The sequence below is a fragment of the Duganella sp. FT27W genome, from assembly GCF_009295655.1.
Lineage (GTDB): Bacteria > Pseudomonadota > Gammaproteobacteria > Burkholderiales > Burkholderiaceae_D > Rugamonas > Rugamonas zoogloeoides.
On record NZ_WHIV01000004.1, the window covers coordinates 131,025 to 148,510 of the forward strand.

Sequence of the window (17,486 nt, forward strand, 5' to 3'; positions counted from 1 at the left end):
GCCGCCGAACGCCTCCAGCGATAAACTTTATTTACCTGAAACAGACTTTATTCATGGCGGCGCCGGACACCGCAACTACAGCGACGCACAAGCGCACGCACCACCAGATGGCGGTGGTGCATGGCGGTGCAGCGTGTGAAAATTGAGAGAGGGAGGAATCAGCCGGCGAAGCTGACCAGGGCGGGAGTATTGGTGCGAACGGTGGCAAGCGCTGGCGCGGTCACCGCAACGGCGGCCGGCAGATACGCCATTTCCACTGCGCTCAGGTGGCGGCGCACGCCGCTGGCGTCGGCCAGGTGGCAGGCGTGGAACTGCATCGGCGCGGCGGCGTCGAGCAGGTAGATCGTGTCGAGGTTGGACGGGTCGTGCGCCACCTTCACTTGCCAGCTGCCGCGCTGGCGCGCGCGCTCGTACCAGCGCTCCTGGACTGCACGCGCACAAGTATAAATACTGTCGGCGAAATGGATGCCGTCGCAGCCCACGATGGCGGTGGCCACCGGCATCAGGCTGCAGCGCACCAGGTGCTCGGGATAAGTCTTGAGCGCGCCGCCCCGGTGCTCCACGCCCCAGTCCCACAATGCCGCCGGCGTGGCGGCGTCAGGCGCCGGCTGGCGGCTGTTGTAGTACAAAACGCAGTCGATAACGATGCGGGTGAACTGCGCCACATCGAGCACGCCGTCGAGCCGGCACGGTGCGCCGGCCGCATTGGCTGTCGCATTGACTACCGCGTTGACTACATTATCTGCGCCACCGGCGACGTCAGGCGCCAGCAGCCGGAAGCGCCTTGCCAGTACCTCTTGCCAGTCGCCGGCCCCCTGCTCGGCGGCGATGCAGCGCAAGTTGAAGTTGGTGCGCAGGGTGCCGCCATCGCCCCATTCGGCGCCTGCCAGCGCGGCCAGCGGCGCAGCGACGAACAGGGTGTCGGGCAGATGGCAGCCCGGCCACTGGGCCGCCTCGATGCGGCGGCCGTAATGCTGGCTGTAGCGCTGCTTGTCGGCGCCGCAGTTGGCCAGCGCCAGCATCGCCTGCGACCAGCTGGCCGGCCCCAGGCCCACGTGGATGCCGGTGATCATGCGGCTGTAGGTATCCTGCACCACGTAGATGTGCGGGCGGCCGATGGCCTGTTCGCGGTCGGCGCGCGACACCAGTTGCACCTCGGCGCGCACGACGTCGAGCTGGTAGCTGGCGCCGGGACGGCCAGGCGCGGACGGCCATGGCGACGCCTGCACCGCACCGGAGCCGGCCGCTGTGGTGGTTGCCGCCACGGTCATGCGCGTGGCCGAAACCGGAACCGGGACCGCCGATGCGCCGCGCAGCGCCTGCGCCGCGCCGGCAAAGGCACTGGCGCCGGAACCGGGGCCGGGACTGCTACTGCGGCGCGCCACTTCCGGCGGGCGGTCGTCGTCGTGGTCGAGCCAGTAATTGAACTGGCCAAAGGTGGGCAGCATGACCGCGCGGCGCTGCGGCGCCGCCTGTACCCGGCCGCTGGCGGGATCGATGCGGCGCTCGATGAAGAATTCATCGAGCATCTGCTGGTAGGCTCCCAGGCGCGAAAACTTGTCGTGACTGGCCGCGTAGCGGGCGATCGCCACCCGGAAGATGCGGCGGATGTCCTCGTCGGCGTTCAGGCCGGGGCCGTCGTCAGCGCCATTCTTGCGCGGCCGGCCGCGCTTGATGCCTTCCGACGATTGCCGCACCTTGCCCTTGCCGCCGGAATTGCAGTAGTCGGGCAGCAGCGCGTTGGGGGTTTGCCCGCGCTGCCAGTAGCGGCGCAGGTAGCGATAAATGGTGGGGTGCGACACCTGGTGTTCGGCGGTGGCGCGGGCGATCATCTGGCCGCGCCGGCGCGCATCGTAAATGTCGGGTTCCTGCGCCACCAGCGGCGCGATGATTTCCCAGGCGCGCGCGCGCAGTTGCAGGTATTTGGGCGGCAGCATTTCCTGGCTGACCACCATCAGGTAGGGATCGGCCGGCAGCACGCTGGCGCGGCCATCCCGCAGGTCGGCAAGCAGCGCCGGTAACTGGACCAGTTCCACCTCGGCCGAGCGCGCCGCCACGTCATAGACGTAGGCATGGCGCTGGCCGGGGTCGATCCACAAAACACGGACGGTGCGCGCCGATGGCTGCGGGTAGTGCAGCAGATCGTTGCGCAGTAACATCAGCGCCCCTTCACCGAGAGGTGGAACGGCCGGGTGTCAACCACGATGGCGTGCAGCCCTGCATCGGCATTTTCACGCAACAGCGGCGGCTTGATCGCATCGACAAAAGTATTCCACAGCTTCCTGAATGGCGTCATGTCTAAGCTCCGGTTCAACGACTTGTCTCCAGGTTGAGGCGCGTCAAGCGCGCCATTTATCAGGTTTGTGCCAAGTCCTAATGCAAAAACCGGGCCACCCCTCGTTCACCTATGAGAACACTTTGCCAACATCGGCCCAGGCACCACGTTTGCACTTTCACAAGCTTTTTCTTGGTGCAGCGCAGCACCGACTATGTGCGCAAGCTGCGGAAATAGAAAAAGGGCCTTGCGGCCCTTTCTCATGTTACTTGCTACGGAAACAATCAGTATTTCTTGCCCGGCGCTGGTTTCTTCTTCGGCGCAACCGATTTCGGTGGCGTCGATTTGCCCGATTCCGGCGGCATGCGGTCCACCTGGCTGATCTTCAGCTGCGAACCACCGACCCAGACCTTGCCCAGGCTTTTGAACAGCTCGTTCGGCATGCCGTCCGGCAGTTCCAGCATCGAATACGTGTCGAAGATCTCGATGCGGCCGATCAGGCGCGCTTCCAGGCCGGTTTCGTTGGCGATGGCGCCGACGATGTTGGCCGGGGTGACGGCGTTGACGCTGCCTACTTCCACGCGGAAGGCGCTCATCGGCAAGGTGGCCTTGGCCGGCTTGTCCTTTTTCTTTTTCGGTGCTTCGTCGTCGAACTCGTTGGCGGCAGCGGCCACGGTGCGCGACAGCGGCGAAGCAGCCGGACCGGCAGCGGCGGCCGGCGCAGGCTTGGCGGCGCGAACCGGGGTGGCACGCGCGGCGGCTGGCGCCGGTGCCGCTGGCGCCGCAGCAGGCGCAGACGACGCAGCCGATGGCGCACCGCCGTTGTCACGGCTGATGCGCAGTTGCTGGCCTGCTACCTTGATGCCGGCCAGGTGGTCGAGCACGTCGCCGGCGAGGTCGTTCGGCATGTCCAGCACGCTGTAGTCATCGTAGATTTCGATGCGGCCGATGTTCTTCGAGTCGATGCCGCCTTCGTTGGCGATGGCGCCCACGATATTGCCCGGCTTGACGCCGTGCTGGTAGCCGACTTCGATGCGGAAGGTCTCCATGCCGGCGTCCGGCGCGCGCACGATGCGTTCCTTTTTAGGGAAACGCTCGCCGCGGTCCGGGCGCTCGCCACGCTCGGGGCGGTCAAAGCGGTCACCACGATCACCACGGTCGAAGCGGTCGCCGCGCTCCGGACGGTCGAAGGAAGCGCCGGCACGAGCCGGGCGCTCTTCCCACTGGGTGACCTGCTTTTTGTCGAGCAGCAGCGGCACGTCGCCACGGGCCATCTTGGCCAGGGCGGCAGCGATTTCGATCGCCGGCACGTTCTGTTCGCGCTCGAAGTCTTCGATCAGCGACTGGAACTGTTCCAGCTCGCCCTGGGCCAGCGTTTCCGAGATCTGCTGCTTGAATTTGGCGATACGCACATCGTTGACAGCCTGGATGGTCGGCAGTTCGAGCATGCCGATCGGCTGGCGCGTGGCGCGCTCGATCATTTTCAGCAGGCCTTTTTCGCGCGGCGTGATGAACAGGATCGCCTCGCCGCTGCGGCCGGCGCGGCCGGTACGGCCGATACGGTGGGTATAGCTTTCCGGATCATGCGGCACGTCGTAGTTGACCACGTGGCTGATGCGTTCCACGTCCAGGCCGCGCGCGGCGACGTCGGTGGCGACCAGGATGTCGATCTTGCCTTCCTTGAGCTGGGCGATGGTGCGCTCGCGCTGCGCCTGCTGGATGTCGCCGTTGATGGCGGCGGCCGAGAAGCCGCGTGCCTGCAGCTTCTGCGCCAGTTCCTCGGTACCGAGCTTGGTGCGCGAGAAGATGATCATGCCGTCGAAGTCTTCGGCTTCGAGGATGCGGGTCAGCGCGTCGAGCTTGTGCATGCCCGACACCAGCCAGTAGCGCTGGCGGATGTTTTCGTTGGTGCCGGTCTTGGCGGCGACGGTCACTTCCTTCGGATTGCGCAGGTAAGTATTGGCGATGCGGCGGATGGCCGACGGCATGGTGGCCGAGAACAGCGCGGTCTGTCGCGTGGCCGGGGTCTCCTGCAGAATGCGTTCGACGTCGTCGATAAAGCCCATGCGCAGCATTTCGTCGGCTTCGTCAAGCACCAGGGTTTTCAGCTTGGAGATATCGAGCGAGCCCTTGTCCAGGTGGTCGATCACGCGGCCGGGGGTACCGACCACCACGTGCACGCCACGGCGCAGCGCCGACAGTTGCGGGCCGTAGCTCTGGCCACCGTAGATCGGCAGCACGTGGAAGCCGGGGATGTGCGCGGCGTAGGTCTGGAACGCTTCGGCGACCTGGATTGCCAGCTCGCGGGTAGGGGCCAGCACCAGCGCCTGCGGCGAGGTTTGACGGATGTCGATGCGCGACAGGATGGGCAGCGCGAAAGCGGCGGTCTTGCCGGTACCGGTCTGGGCCTGGCCCAGCACGTCCTGGTTATCGAGCAGCAGCGGGATGGTGGCGGCCTGGATCGGCGACGGGGTTTCGTAGCCGACGTCCTTGAGCGACTGGATCAGCGGTTCGCTCAGGTTAAGGTCGGTAAAAAGGGTAATGGGGGTGTCAGACATGGCGTCACTCACAAGTATGTTCGAATCGCCTAATTGCGAAAGAAATTTGTGCATAGTTTACTCTGTCTCAGCCATTCGAGCGTCAATTTGCTTGAAATCCACGCATTTAAGCGCTGTTTAAGGGTGAAAAACACCCTATCCGCCTATATTGTCCGCTGCCCACAATAGGAGATTGCCAACATGATCAATTCATCCACGCGCCGTGCACTGGCTTTTGCGGCGTTCAGCCTGCCGTTGCTGGCCACCGCCCAGAACTACAGTTACGGCCCGCGCCTGGAGGGCTTTACCTATCCGCATAAATTGCAGCAGTTCGATTTCACGTCGCAGGGCGTCAAGCTGGAAATGGCGTACATGGACGTGGCGCCCACCGCGCATGGTCAGGGCGACGGCAAGACCGCCGTGCTCCTGCACGGCAAAAACTTTTGCGGCGCCACCTGGGAAGCGACCATCAAGTCCTTGACCGGCGCCGGCTACCGCGTGGTGGCGCCCGACCAGGTCGGGTTTTGCGCGTCCAGCAAGCCGGAACACTACCAGTACAGCTTCCAGCAGCTGGCGGCCAATACCGACGCCCTGCTCAAGCACCTCGGCGTCAAGCAATCGATCATGATCGGCCACTCGACCGGCGGCATGCTGGCCACGCGCTATGCGCTGATGTACCCGCAGGCGACGGCAAAACTGGTGATGGTCAACCCGATCGGGCTGGAAGACTGGAAGGCGCTGGGCGTGCCGCCGCGCAGCGTCGATCAATGGCACGAACGCGAACTGAAAACCACGGCCGACGGCATCCGCGCGTACGAAAGCAAGACCTATTATGGCGGCAAGTGGAAGCCCGAGTACGAACGCTGGGTGGACATGCTGGCGGGCCTGTCGAACGGTCCCGGCAAGCAGGTGGTGGCGTGGAATTCGGCGCTGATCTACGACATGATCTATACCCAGCCGGTGGTATACGAGTTCCCGCTGCTGAAAGTGCCCACGGTGCTCTTGATCGGCGACGCCGATACCACGGCCATCGGCGCCGACATCGCGCCGCCCGACGTCAAGGCTAAGATCGGCAACTACAAGCTGCTCGGCAAACAGGCTGCCAAAACGATTCCGGACAGCCGGCTGGTGGAGTTCCCGGGCAAGGGGCATGCGCCGCAGATGGAAGATCCGGCCATGTTCCACAAGGCGTTGCTGGAAGAATTGAACCGCTAATAGCCACTAACAGCCACTGAACACTTCTAAAACGGAAACGCCGCCCAGGCCGTGAAGGTCCGGGGCGGCGCGTGCTGCTCTTGCTCGTTGTGCTTACTTGACTGGTGCTGCTGGCGCTGCTGGTGCTGCCGGAGCGGCGGCTGAATGAGCCGGTGGTGCCGGTGGCACTGGTGCGCCATCTTTTTCAACCGGAGCCTTGGCCGGTTTTACTTTCTTGGCATGTGCTTTCTTGACATGCTTGTCGGCGTGCTTGGCTTCAGGAGCCGGGGTGGCTGCCGGTGCGGCCGGCGCTGCCATCGGTGCTGGCGCAGGTGCAGCCGGTGCTGGCGGCGGGGTTTGGGCAAAAGCGGCGCCGGCGAACAGGGAGGCGATCAGGGTAGCGGTGATTTTCTTCATGATGTGAAATCCTTAAAAACGTAATATTGTTTATATAGTTTAGATAACTGACCCTGCTTTTTTCATGGCCGCTTGTTACGTCGGTCATGAGCAAAAAACGCCGCCGCCCTGCCCCGCGTTGACCACCATTACACTCGCTTACGCACACTTACACTTGCTTACAAGCACAGCGGATTTACAGTAAGATGGTCCGCTTTCACGTTACGGAGTCTCCATGCGCCTTACCATGTTCGCCCTCGTCGCCGGTCTTGCCTGCCAGGCCACCGCACAAGCCCAAGCCGGGCTTCCAGTCGTCACCGAAGCGCCGCTGCGCGCCCACCTGTCCTTCCTGGCCGATGACCTGTTCGAGGGACGCGGTACCGGCCAGCGCGGCGGATTGCTGGCGGTGCGCTACCTGGAAACGCAGGCGGCCGCCATCGGCCTGAAACCGCTGGCCGACGGCACCTACCGCCAGTCCGTGAAAATCGAAGGCACCAAGCTGCAACCGGGCAGCGCCCTCAATTTCGACATCGCCGGTAAAACCGTCACGCCCAAGGTCGGCGAAGAAATCCTGATCGGCACCATGAGCGGCAAACAGGAAGTGGCGATCGATGCGCCGCTGGTCTTCGTGGGCTATGGCGCCGAGGCGCCCGAAGAAAAGTGGGACGACTACAAGGGTGTCGATGTCAAAGGCAAGGTCCTGGTCATGATGGTCAACGACCCGCAGCCGACGCTTGACGAACCGAACCGCTTTGCCGGCAAGGCCTACACGTATTACGGCCGCTGGCTGTACAAGTTCGAGGAAGCCGTGCGCCGGGGCGCTGCCGGCGTACTGCTGATCCACACCACGCCATCGGCGTCGTACCCGTGGAGCGTGCCGGCCAATGGTTTCGGCCACGAGCGCTTCCACCTCAAGGGCAAGGGCAATCCGGTCGAGGGCTGGCTGCAGGAAGAGACCGCGCGTTCACTGTTCGCCGCCGCCGGCTTCGACCTCGACCAGCTGCGCGCCGCCGCCGAGCGCCGCGACTTCAAGCCGGTGGACCTGAAAACCCGTGTCCACGGCCAGATCCGCAGCACCGTGCGCCAGATCGAGGAATTCAACGTGGCCGGCATCGTGCCCGGCACCGACGCCAAGCTCAAGGAGCAGGCGGTAATCTACTCGGCGCACTGGGATCACATGGGCATGGACGAAGCTACCGCCGGCAAGACCGACAACGGCCAGCACGACCACATCTACAACGGCGCCATCGACAACGCCTCGGGCACCGCCGCCCTCTTGGTGATGGCCGCCGAAGCGGTCAAGCACCCGGCCAAGCGCACGCAAATGTTCCTGTGGCCGGCCGCCGAAGAGCAAGGCCTGCTGGGCGCTGCCGCCTACGTGCAAAACCCGGCCTGGCCGCTGGATAAAACCACGGCCGATCTCAACCTCGACAGCATGAACTTCGTCGGCAAGACGTCCGACATCGGCGTCGCCGGCGCCGAGCGCAGCAGCCTGTACGAGGCATCGGGCGTCGTGGCCAAGAAAATGGGCCTGACCCTGGCGCCGGCCATTCCCGACCTGTCGGGCGCGTTCTTCCGCGCCGACCACTTCGTGTTTGCCAAGGCCGGCATCCCGGCCTTCAACGTCGGCTCGGCCGTGTTCTCGGGCGACGGCCACTTCACTTTCGTGAAAGACCTGGAAGCGTCGCGCGCCAAGCTGGTGGCCTTTAAAAAGGACTACCACCAGGTGACCGACGAGTACCGCCCGCAGTGGGACCTGTCGGGCATGGTGCAGCAGGCGCAATTCACGCTCAACCTCGGCTACTACGTCGCCAATGCGCCGGCAATGCAGACGTGGAAAGCGGGCGAAGCATTCGGCAAGGTGAAACGCGGCAAGTAAACGTGTGTTATATGCCACACGGCAATTTCTCGAAGGTAAAGCGCCTATAATTCAGGCAAGCGTTTTACCTGAGAGAAATAATGTTGCGATTCCTGTGGCTGGTTCTGAGTACCCTGTTGCTGACCGGTCTGGCGCAGGCCGGTAATGTCAATTTCAATGGCAATGTCAGCGGCTGCACCCGAGACGGCGATACCTATACCTGCGCCCCCTCGTTCCTCGGCGCTAACGATACCGCCGTCATCGGCAATGGCAAGACGGTCATCGTCACCGGCGCCTTCCAGCTCGGCTACTTCCAGGGCCTGAAAATGTCCGGCACTGCGCGCCTGGAAACCACGGGAAGCAATGACATCAACCTCTCGGGCGCCCAGGTCGCCAATATCGACGTGAGCGGCGGCACCATCCAGGCCGGCAATTTCGTACGAGACGCCAACAACAACCTCAGTGGCGGCGGCAATTTCTTGATCACCAATGGCCAGAGCGTCACTGCCAACGTACTCGGCAATACAGTCAGTACCGATGGCTCGTCGGCCACCATCCGCGGCAATGTCACGGCGGTCACGGTGAATATGCGCTCGAGCGCCACTGTCACCGGCGCCGTGTACTGCTATAGCCTCACGACCGGTTCGAGCAATGTGATCGGCGGCGGCGCCACCGTGCGCGACCAGGCTAACCTCGGTTCCGGCATCAAGCTCAGCGGCGGTCTCAGCGCCGGCACCATCACGACCGGCTCTCCGGCCGAACTCAATGGTCCCGTGGTTTCCAAGGGCACGATCGCACTAGGCTCGGGCACGGTCGTCAACGGCAACCTCAGCGGCACCGAGATCACCACTACCTCGTCCGTCACCCTGACCGGCACGATTACGGCCACCAAGTCATTCAATCTTGCTTCGGGCAGCACCGTCACCGGCAATATCACCTCCCCCACGGTCGTGCTGGCGTCGTCCAGCTCCACCATCAAGGGCGATATCAGCGCCAGCACCAGCCTCGACATCGGCAGCAGCGTCGTGGTAACCGGCAAGGTGGACGCGGGCACCCTGGCCATGCGCGCCGAGGGCGCCAAGGTCAACGGCAATGTCACGCTGAAGGGCGACTTTTTGATGGAGTCCGGCACGACCATCAATGGCGACCTGGTGGCAGCAAGGGTCACTACCAAGTCCAGTAACGCCACCATCAATGGCAATGCGGCCGTCAATTACATCTATCTCGATGGCGGTGCGACCGTCAGCAAGGTCATTACCTGCACCGGCCCGGGCGCAGCAGGGTGCAGTTGCGTGGAGCGGCCCTCCTGGTACAACTACAACCCCACCTGCGCCGCCGCCCCCGCCGCCGGCGCCCACCACTTCCAGATCACCCACACCGGCAGCGCCCTCACCTGCCAGCCGCAGACGGTCAAGGTGACCGCTTGCGCCAATGCGGCCTGCACCGCGCCGCACTTCACGGGCAGCAGCAGCGTGACCCTGCAACCGGGCGCCAGGTCGTTCACGTTCACTGGCGAGACCAGCAGCGCCACGGTGGAGCAAACCACGGTCGGCGTCGCCACGCTTGCAGCCACCGGCACGACCGGCACCACGTGCGTCAACAGCGCCAATACCTCGGCCAGCAACCAGTGCGCCATGTCGTTCGAGGATACCGGCCTGCAGGTAACCGTCGATAACCATATTGCTGCAACCACCGCCAACGTGCGCATCCAGGCGCTGGCGGCTTCCGCCAACAAGCAAAGCTGCGTGCCGCTGGTGGCCAGCAAGACCGAGAGCATCAACCTGTCCTGCGGCTTCGCCAACCCGGTCTCGGGCAAGGCCAGGGCCGGCGCCCAGGTGAGCGTCAATGGCAACAACCTCACTTGCGGCAACAGCCCCACCAAATTGCAACTGGCGTTCGACAGTGCCGGTATCGCCAACACCACGCTGACCTATCCGGAAGTGGGCGAGGTTTCGCTGGATGCCGCGTACGCCGGCAGCGCCGGCTACACGGCCAGGGGAAGCGGTAAATTCATTGCCGCACCGGCCCGCTTCACCATCGAAGCCATCAGCGCCAGCGGCAAAAAAGTGGCCGCCGGCACGGTGCCGGACGCCAACAGCGCCATCTTCGCCAAAGCCGGCGAAACGTTTACGGTCAAGATCAGCGCCGTCAACAACAAGGGCGAGGTGACCACCAATTTTGGCAAGGAAACGACAGCCGAAAACATGAAGCTCGCCGTACCGGCCGTCGATAATCCTGCCGATGCCGGCAACGCCGGCGACATCACGGCGGGCGTCATGAATGCGATCACCGATGGCGTCTCCAGCAGCAAGAGCGACAGTACCGGCGCCTGGAGCTTCAGCGATGTCGGCATCATCCGCCTCGACGTGGGCCTCAACAGCGGCGCCGGTTACCTCGGCGCGGCCGGCGATCAATTCAAGACCGCCGGCACGCAAAAAATCGGCCGCTTCGTGCCCGACCACTTCGATACGTCGCTGCCCATCTTTGCCACGCTCACCGGCTCGCGCACGCGCGAGATGGTGGCCCCTGGTCAGCTCGCCGGCATGACCATGCCGTGCAAGGCGACCTCCAACAGCACGCCGCTGCTGTCGCCGTGCGACCCGGTGTTCATCTACTCGTACCAGCCGTTTTATGTGATCGTCAAGGCCTATAACAGCGCCAACGGCCTCACCATCAATTACCAGGGTTCGCTGGCCAAGCCCATCACCCTGTCGGCCGCAGCCACCCTGGGCGGGGCCACCCTGGTCGATACCAACGTGGGCGCCATGGGCGGCAGCATTCCCGGTACCGCGCCGTCGTTCGCCTTCTTCAAGGGACTGGGGCGAGTGGAGGACCCGAATTTCGACGTCCCATCCACGATCAGCATGCCGATGTTCCGCTTCAAGGCACTGCCGTCGGCAGCCACCGGCAGCAACCCGGTCCGGTTCTTCGTGCGGGCGGTCGATACCGACGGCGCCACGTCCCAGCGCGCCACCGCCAGTGCTTCCATGGAAACCGCGATAACCGCCGTCTCGGGCCGGCTGGTCGTGCCCAATATCGACGGTTCGCCGACGTCACCGATGCCGGTCACGCTGCAAGCCCAGTTTTATGACGCCAATCGCGGCTTCATGTTCAATCCCATGTACAACGCACCAGCCAAGAGCCTGGCAGGTTACCTGCGCTTCAATAACTGCCAGAAAGGCCTGGCCAGCGTGTGCGCCACGGCGGCGCAACTGCAGCCGGTCGCACCCGGAACCGCCGCTTTCCAGTCCGGCAAGGCGGGGTTCCGGCTTACGCCGCCGTCCGGCCAGTACGGTCTCGGTTCCGTGGAATTGACAGTCGATCCCCAGTGGATCTACTACCTGCCCAGCACCACCGGCAAGCTGACCTTTGGTCTCTATCGCTCCGGCCCGGTGATCTACACCCGCGAAATTTATTAAGAACCTATCCCGGTAGGGAGGAGGCAGCGGATTGCGATGCCTCGGTAGCGGGGTCAAGGCGCGAGGAAGAAGCATGGCAGGCCATGCAATGACGAGCAACGCTGGTCCCGCTGCCGAGGCGCGCAAGCAGCGCCTCATTCCCTACCGGGATAGGTTCTAAGACTCCTCCATATCCAAAGGTGTACGGCGACAAGGGCAAAAACACGGTACGATGGTTGTTTTCCCGATCACAGTACAAGGAGCACCATGGAAACGAATTCGCAATGGATCGATATCACCACCGAGGACGGCACGTTCGGCGCCTACCTGTCGCTGCCGCGCGGCGGCAAGGGGCCGGGCATCGTCTTGCTGCAAGAGATCTTTGGCGTCAACCAGCACATCCGTAATGTGGCCGACCAGTACGCCGCCGATGGCTACGTGGTGATTGCGCCCGACCTGTTCTGGCGCGACGGCGCCCGCATCGAGCTGACCTACGACGAAGCCGGCTGGAAGCGCGCAGTGGAACTGATGAATTCGCTCGATTTCGACAAGGCCCAGACCGACATCGCCGCCACCGTCAAGGCGCTGCGCGCCCACGAGGGTACCGCCGGCCAGAAGATCGCCTCGATCGGCTACTGCATGGGCGGCCTGCTGTCGTACCGCACCGCTGCCGACGGCCTGGTCGATACCGCCGTGGCCTACTACGGCGGCGGCATCCAGAACGGCCTCGACCGCGCAGACGACATCAAGGTGCCGGTGCTGATGCACTTCGGCAGCGCCGACAGCCACATCCCGAACGAGGCGGTAAAAGCCATCGCCGAGCGCTTCGAGGGCGTGGAGTCGGTCGAAATCCACGTGTACCAGGGCGCCGAACACGGCTTCAACTGCAACCACCGCGATTCATACAACCAGCGCGCCGCCGCCGAAGCACACGGCCACACGCTGGTCTTCCTGAGCGAACAACTGTAAGGACCGCCATGGCCCGCCTCAAACTCGATTTTCCGGACGACCAGTACTATTTTTCGACGCAGCTCACCGTGCGCCACACCGACATCAATGCCGCCAATCACCTGGGCAACGATTCGATGGTGTCGATGATTTCGGAAGCGCGCGCGCAATTCCTGGCGGAATTCGGCGTGCAGGAAATGGATAGCAGCGGCGCCGGCATCATCGTCACCGACCTGGCAACGGCGTACCGCGCGGAAGCGCATGCACGCGACCATTTGCTGTTCGAGGTGGGGGTCATGGACTTCAACCGCTATGGCGGCGACATCACGTTCCGCGTCACGCGCCCGCGCGACTCGACCCTGGTGGCCATGGCCAAGTACGGCTTCGTGTTCTTCAATTACCGCACCGGCGAAGTCGCGCCGATGCCGGCCACGTTTGCGGCCAAGTTCCCGCGCGTTAACCGGATCGGCTAGCCGTTCGGCTGACGCGCCCCGCCGCCAAGCTTACTTGGCGGCGACCTTAGGGGTGATGGTTTTCTCGAACCAATCGTCGATCATCTGCTTTTCATAACGCATCGGATCGCTGTCGGACAGCCGCGTGGCGCGCTGCTGGTACATCATGTTCGACAGGTCGCTCTCGCCACTGCGCAGCACCGTGCCGTTTTGTTCCAGTGTATAGCGCAGCTTCATGTGCGGCCAGTCGGCGCCGCCATTCATGACGCGGATATCGTCGCCACCGGAGCGGCGCGGCCACAGCCGCCCCGCCAGGTCGATATCGAGCACCTCGATCTTGAGCTGCTGGCCGGCCGGCAGCTTCTTGTCGAAGGTCGAAAAATACTGGGTGAAATCCTTGAGCATGCGCTCCCGATCGATCGGGCTGCGCGGCACATCAATGAACTCGTCGGGCTTGACATAGCTGACGCTGACCTGGGCCCAGGCCGCGCCGGTGGTTGCGGCCAGCACGACCAGGGCCGCCAGGGAAGATTTGATCAACGGGCGCATGGCGCACTCCTCATAAATATCCACGAATTTAAACAATATAGCCCGTTTGCCGGCGCGCGGCGCCGATTGATGCGATTTGTTACCAATCGTCGCCGCATGTCATGGTGACGTCATATCAGATAGCTACCATCTCGCCCGTCGGGATGCGCCACCATCCCGGATGATGCCGCGCCGCCGCCGGCACAAGTACATGGCTTATTTCCAGGAATGATTATGACCGAGTCGCCCGATCTGTCCCGCCGTCGCATTGTCCAACTGTTTGCCGGCATGCCGCTGCTGCCGCTGGCCGGCGGCGCCACCGCCGCGCTGCTGACCGCCTGTGGTGGCAGCAACGACAGCGCCGCGCCCGCCACCAAGCTAATGTCCGTCACCTTCACCGGCATGGCTGCGCCGTCCCTGGCCGATCCCGCCAAGATGGCCACCACCACGGTCGGTTCGGGCATGAACGCCACCTATTCGGACGGCAAGACCCAGGCCTATTCGCTGGCTTACCAGACCTTCTTCATCACCGGCGCCCTGGTGCCCAACGGCAGCGGCGGCACCACGCTGTCGGGTGGCTACTACGACATCAACAACCGTCCGATCATGGACACCAGCGGCGCCACGCCGCGCCAGTTCTTCTCCGACTGCCCGGACGGCACCTCGCTGCTCAAGCTCGACGCGCCCACCGTGGCCGGCGTCAAGGGCAATACCGTGTTTGCAGTGGTGCAGTTCGAATACGCCACCAGCAACCTCGCCGGCAGCTCGATGTACGGCATGCTGCCGTCGCCGATCGCCGTGCTCACGCTGGACCAGGACAAAACCACCGGCGCGCTGACGCTGGTGAAGTACCACAACGTCGATACCAGCCCGGCCAACGGCCTGTGGATCACCTGCGGCGCCAGCCGCTCGCCGTGGAACACCCACCTGTCGAGCGAAGAGTACGAGCCGGACGCGACCGTCATCGCCTCCGACACCCAGTTCGCCGGCTTCTCGCGCAGCCTGTACGGCGACGCTACCAAAGCCAACCCTTACCACTACGGCCACATGCCGGAAATCACGGTCAACCCGGACGGCACCGGCAGCTGCAAGAAGCACTATTGCATGGGCCGCATCTCGCACGAGCTGGTGCAGGTAATGCCCGACGAGCGCACCGCGCTGATGGGCGACGACGCCACCAACGGCGGCCTGTTCATGTTCGTGGCCGACAAGGCGCGCGACCTGTCGAGCGGCACCCTGTACGTGGCCAAGTGGCAGCAGACGTCGGTGGACAACGGCGGCTCCGCCACCCTGCAATGGATCAAGCTGGGCAAGGCCACCAGCGCTGAAATCAAGGCGCTGGCCGACACCCTGAAAGCGGCCGACATCATGGACGTGCGCACCGCCGATCCAAGCGACGCCTCGTTCACCAAGATCGCCTTCAACGGCCGCAGCAACTGGATCAAGGTCAAGCCGGGCATGGAGAAGGCCGCCGCCTTCCTGGAAACCCACCGCTACGCCGGCTTCGCTGGCGGCAGCATGGGCTTTACCAAGATGGAAGGCACGACCGTCAATGCCAAGGACAAGATCGCCTACTCGGCCATCGCGGCCATCGGTTCGGCCATGACCAACGGTTCGGGCGGCATTTCGATCAAGGGCCCGAGCGCTGGCGCCGTCTATGCGCTGAACATGAAGGGCGCGCAGAAAGACAGCAGCGGCGCGGCCATCGACAGCGAATGGGTGCCGGTGGACATGGCTGCCGTGCCGGGCCTGCTGAGCGAAGACCTGGCCACGCCGGATGCGCTGGGCAACACCGCCAACGCCGACAAGGTCGCCAACCCGGACAACATCAAGTTCTCGGAAAAACTGCGCACGCTGTTCGTCGGTGAAGACAGCGGCACCCACGTCAACAACTTCCTGTGGGCGTATAACGTCGATACCAAGGTGCTCACGCGCCTGCTGTCCACGCCATCGGGCGCCGAATCGACCGGCCTGCACGCGGTCGACGACATGAACGGCTTCGCCTACATCATGAGTAACTTCCAACATGCTGGTGACTGGTCGAGCTCGCTGCACGGTAAAGTGCGCACCACGCTCGATCCGCTGATCCGCGCCAACTACCGCGACCGCTATGGCGCGGCAGTCGGATATCTGACCGGTTTCCCTCTGCTGGGCTAACGCTTTTCCTTCTTCAGTTGTACTTTTACCCGCAGCGCGCAAGCCCTGCGGGTTTTTTTGTTACAGAAGTGTTGCGCGTTTTAACGCGTTCTTTTGTTGCCTGTTGTTAATAGCAATGAGTGGGACTACAATCGAAATCTTGTATGCGCCACCTTTTTGCGGAACGCCCATGTCTTTTTTGTCCTCTGCATCGCCAAAGTTAGCACCATGGAAAGTCTTGTTGGTCGATGATGAGCCCGACATCCACGACATTACCAAGCTGACCCTGACCCGTTTCCGCCTCGATGGCCGCGCGCTGACATTTTTGCATGCGTACAGCGGCGCCGAAGCCAAGGAAGTGCTGACGCGCGAGACCGATATCGCGCTGGTGTTCCTGGACGTGGTAATGGAGAAAGAGGACAGCGGCCTGGAAGTGGCGCGCTGGATGCGCGAAGACCTGGACAACCAGTTTACCCGCATCGTGCTGCGCACCGGCCAGCCGGGCCAGGCCCCCGAGGAGCGCGTGATCGTCAACTATGACATCAACGACTACAAGGAAAAGACCGAGCTCGATCGGACTAAACTGTTTACCACGACGTTTGCCGCACTGCGCGCCTACCGCGACATCATGAAAGTGGAAGAAGCGCGCGTGCAGCAGCTGAACTACCGCGAAGGCCTCGAGCGCGTGATTGCCGCCTCGGCCCATATTTTCCAGCAACGCAATCTCAAAGATTTCGCCAACGGCCTGCTGCAGCAGGTGGTGGCCTTGCTGCGGCTCGAGCACAGCATGCTGCTGCGCCTGCGCGCAGCCACCGCCATCGGCGACGTCAACGATTACGAAATCCTGGCCCGGATCGGCGACGAGGACGGCACCCTGCTCAGTCCGGCAGTGCTGGCCCAGATCGACGTTGCCAAAAGCAACAAGATCTCGCGGGTGGAAGGCGATACCTATATCGGCTACTTCCCCAACAGCAGTGGCAAGGCGTCGCTCTTGATCCTCAAGGGCGTGGACGAAATTTCCGAGATCGACACCAAGCTCCTGGAAGTGTTCTGTTCCGGCGTGGCGATCGCCTTCGACAATATCTTGCTGACCCAGGAAATCACCGACACCCAGGCCGAGCTGATCCTGCGCCTGGGCGACGTGGTGGAATCGCGCTCGCACGAGGCCGGCAACCACGTGCGCCGCATGGCCGAGGTATGCCACCTGCTGGCCACCGCCGCCGGCCTGCCCGACGACGAAACAGCCGTGCTGCGCCACGCCGCGCCGATGCACGACATCGGCAAGATCGCCACGCCGGACTCGGTGCTGCTCAAACCGGGCAAGCTCGATCCGGCCGAGTGGGAAATCATGAAGCAGCACCCGACCATCGGCCTGTCGATCCTGGACGGTTCGCAGCGGCCGATCCTCAAAGCGGCCGCCGTGATCGCCCACCAGCACCACGAAAAATACGACGGCAGCGGCTACCCGCAAGGCCTCAAGGGCGAGAACATCCACCTGTACGCGCGCATCGTCGCCGTGGCCGACGTGTTCGACGCGCTGATGCACAAGCGCTGCTACAAGGATGCCTGGCCGGTGGCGCAAGTAGTGCAACACCTGCGCGACGTGGCCGGCCATCACCTGGATCCGCATTATGTCGATCTGCTGGTGGCCAACATGGATCAGGCACTGGCAATTAACGAACGCTTCCCCGATTAAACTCTAAGCTTATAGACAATCGGTTGTTGGTGACACAATTCCTTGCAAGTAAGATTGTGGTTCAGATC

General features: G+C 63.4%; 12 protein-coding genes. 7 read left to right on the forward strand and 5 right to left on the reverse strand.

Annotated features, from left to right (window positions below; all coding sequences use genetic code 11):
• Positions 1-158 precede the first annotated feature (158 nt).
• The 3 genes from F8197_RS17770 to F8197_RS17775 form a co-directional block, all read right to left on the reverse strand.
• Entirely contained in the window at positions 159-2,159 is a 2,001-nt protein-coding gene (locus F8197_RS17770; protein WP_152883030.1) for a Mu transposase C-terminal domain-containing protein, read from the reverse strand.
• A complete protein-coding gene (locus F8197_RS28615; RefSeq protein WP_193333469.1) occupies positions 2,159-2,296 on the reverse strand; it encodes a hypothetical protein in 138 nt (45 codons plus the stop codon). Before F8197_RS28615 ends, F8197_RS17770 begins: the two co-directional genes overlap by 1 nt.
• Positions 2,297-2,559: 263 nt before the next feature.
• Positions 2,560-4,833 carry a DEAD/DEAH box helicase gene (locus F8197_RS17775; protein WP_056147023.1) on the reverse strand — a complete coding sequence of 758 codons (2,274 nt, stop codon included), beginning with the start codon at positions 4,831-4,833 and terminating at the stop codon, positions 2,560-2,562.
• A gap of 180 nt (positions 4,834-5,013) precedes the next feature.
• Here F8197_RS17775 and F8197_RS17780 point away from each other — a divergent pair, with 180 nt between their 5' ends.
• Positions 5,014-6,027 carry an alpha/beta fold hydrolase gene (locus tag F8197_RS17780; protein ID WP_152883031.1) on the forward strand — a complete coding sequence of 338 codons (1,014 nt, stop codon included), beginning with the start codon at positions 5,014-5,016 and terminating at the stop codon, positions 6,025-6,027.
• Between the two features lie 93 nt (positions 6,028-6,120).
• On the opposite strand, the gene F8197_RS17785 is transcribed toward F8197_RS17780, so the two are convergent.
• On the reverse strand, positions 6,121-6,423 hold the full coding sequence (locus tag F8197_RS17785; protein ID WP_152883032.1) for a hypothetical protein: 303 nt from the start codon (positions 6,421-6,423) through the stop codon (positions 6,121-6,123).
• A gap of 214 nt (positions 6,424-6,637) precedes the next feature.
• Here F8197_RS17785 and F8197_RS17790 point away from each other — a divergent pair, with 214 nt between their 5' ends.
• From F8197_RS17790 to F8197_RS17805, 4 genes are all read left to right on the forward strand, one after another.
• A complete protein-coding gene (locus tag F8197_RS17790; protein WP_152883033.1) occupies positions 6,638-8,281 on the forward strand; it encodes a M28 family peptidase in 1,644 nt (547 codons plus the stop codon).
• 80 nt (positions 8,282-8,361) lie between these two features.
• The gene (locus F8197_RS17795) at positions 8,362-11,679 is read left to right on the forward strand and encodes a polymer-forming cytoskeletal protein (protein ID WP_152883034.1); all 3,318 of its coding nucleotides are present in this window, start codon (positions 8,362-8,364) and stop codon (positions 11,677-11,679) included.
• A gap of 246 nt (positions 11,680-11,925) precedes the next feature.
• Positions 11,926-12,627 carry a dienelactone hydrolase family protein gene (locus F8197_RS17800; RefSeq protein WP_152883035.1) on the forward strand — a complete coding sequence of 234 codons (702 nt, stop codon included), beginning with the start codon at positions 11,926-11,928 and terminating at the stop codon, positions 12,625-12,627.
• Between the two features lie 8 nt (positions 12,628-12,635).
• Positions 12,636-13,079 carry a thioesterase family protein gene (locus F8197_RS17805; protein WP_019923310.1) on the forward strand — a complete coding sequence of 148 codons (444 nt, stop codon included), beginning with the start codon at positions 12,636-12,638 and terminating at the stop codon, positions 13,077-13,079.
• A gap of 30 nt (positions 13,080-13,109) precedes the next feature.
• On the opposite strand, the gene F8197_RS17810 is transcribed toward F8197_RS17805, so the two are convergent.
• Positions 13,110-13,607 (reverse strand): DUF3016 domain-containing protein, encoded by a 498-nt coding sequence (locus F8197_RS17810; RefSeq protein WP_152883036.1) that lies wholly within the window; start codon positions 13,605-13,607, stop codon positions 13,110-13,112.
• 213 nt (positions 13,608-13,820) lie between these two features.
• Between F8197_RS17810 and F8197_RS17815 the strand changes: the two genes are divergently transcribed.
• On the forward strand, positions 13,821-15,743 hold the full coding sequence (locus tag F8197_RS17815) for a PhoX family phosphatase (protein WP_152883037.1): 1,923 nt from the start codon (positions 13,821-13,823) through the stop codon (positions 15,741-15,743).
• 169 nt (positions 15,744-15,912) lie between these two features.
• Positions 15,913-17,418, forward strand: a complete 1,506-nt coding sequence (locus F8197_RS17820; protein WP_152883038.1) for an HD domain-containing phosphohydrolase — start codon at positions 15,913-15,915, stop codon at positions 17,416-17,418.
• Positions 17,419-17,486 lie beyond the last annotated feature (68 nt).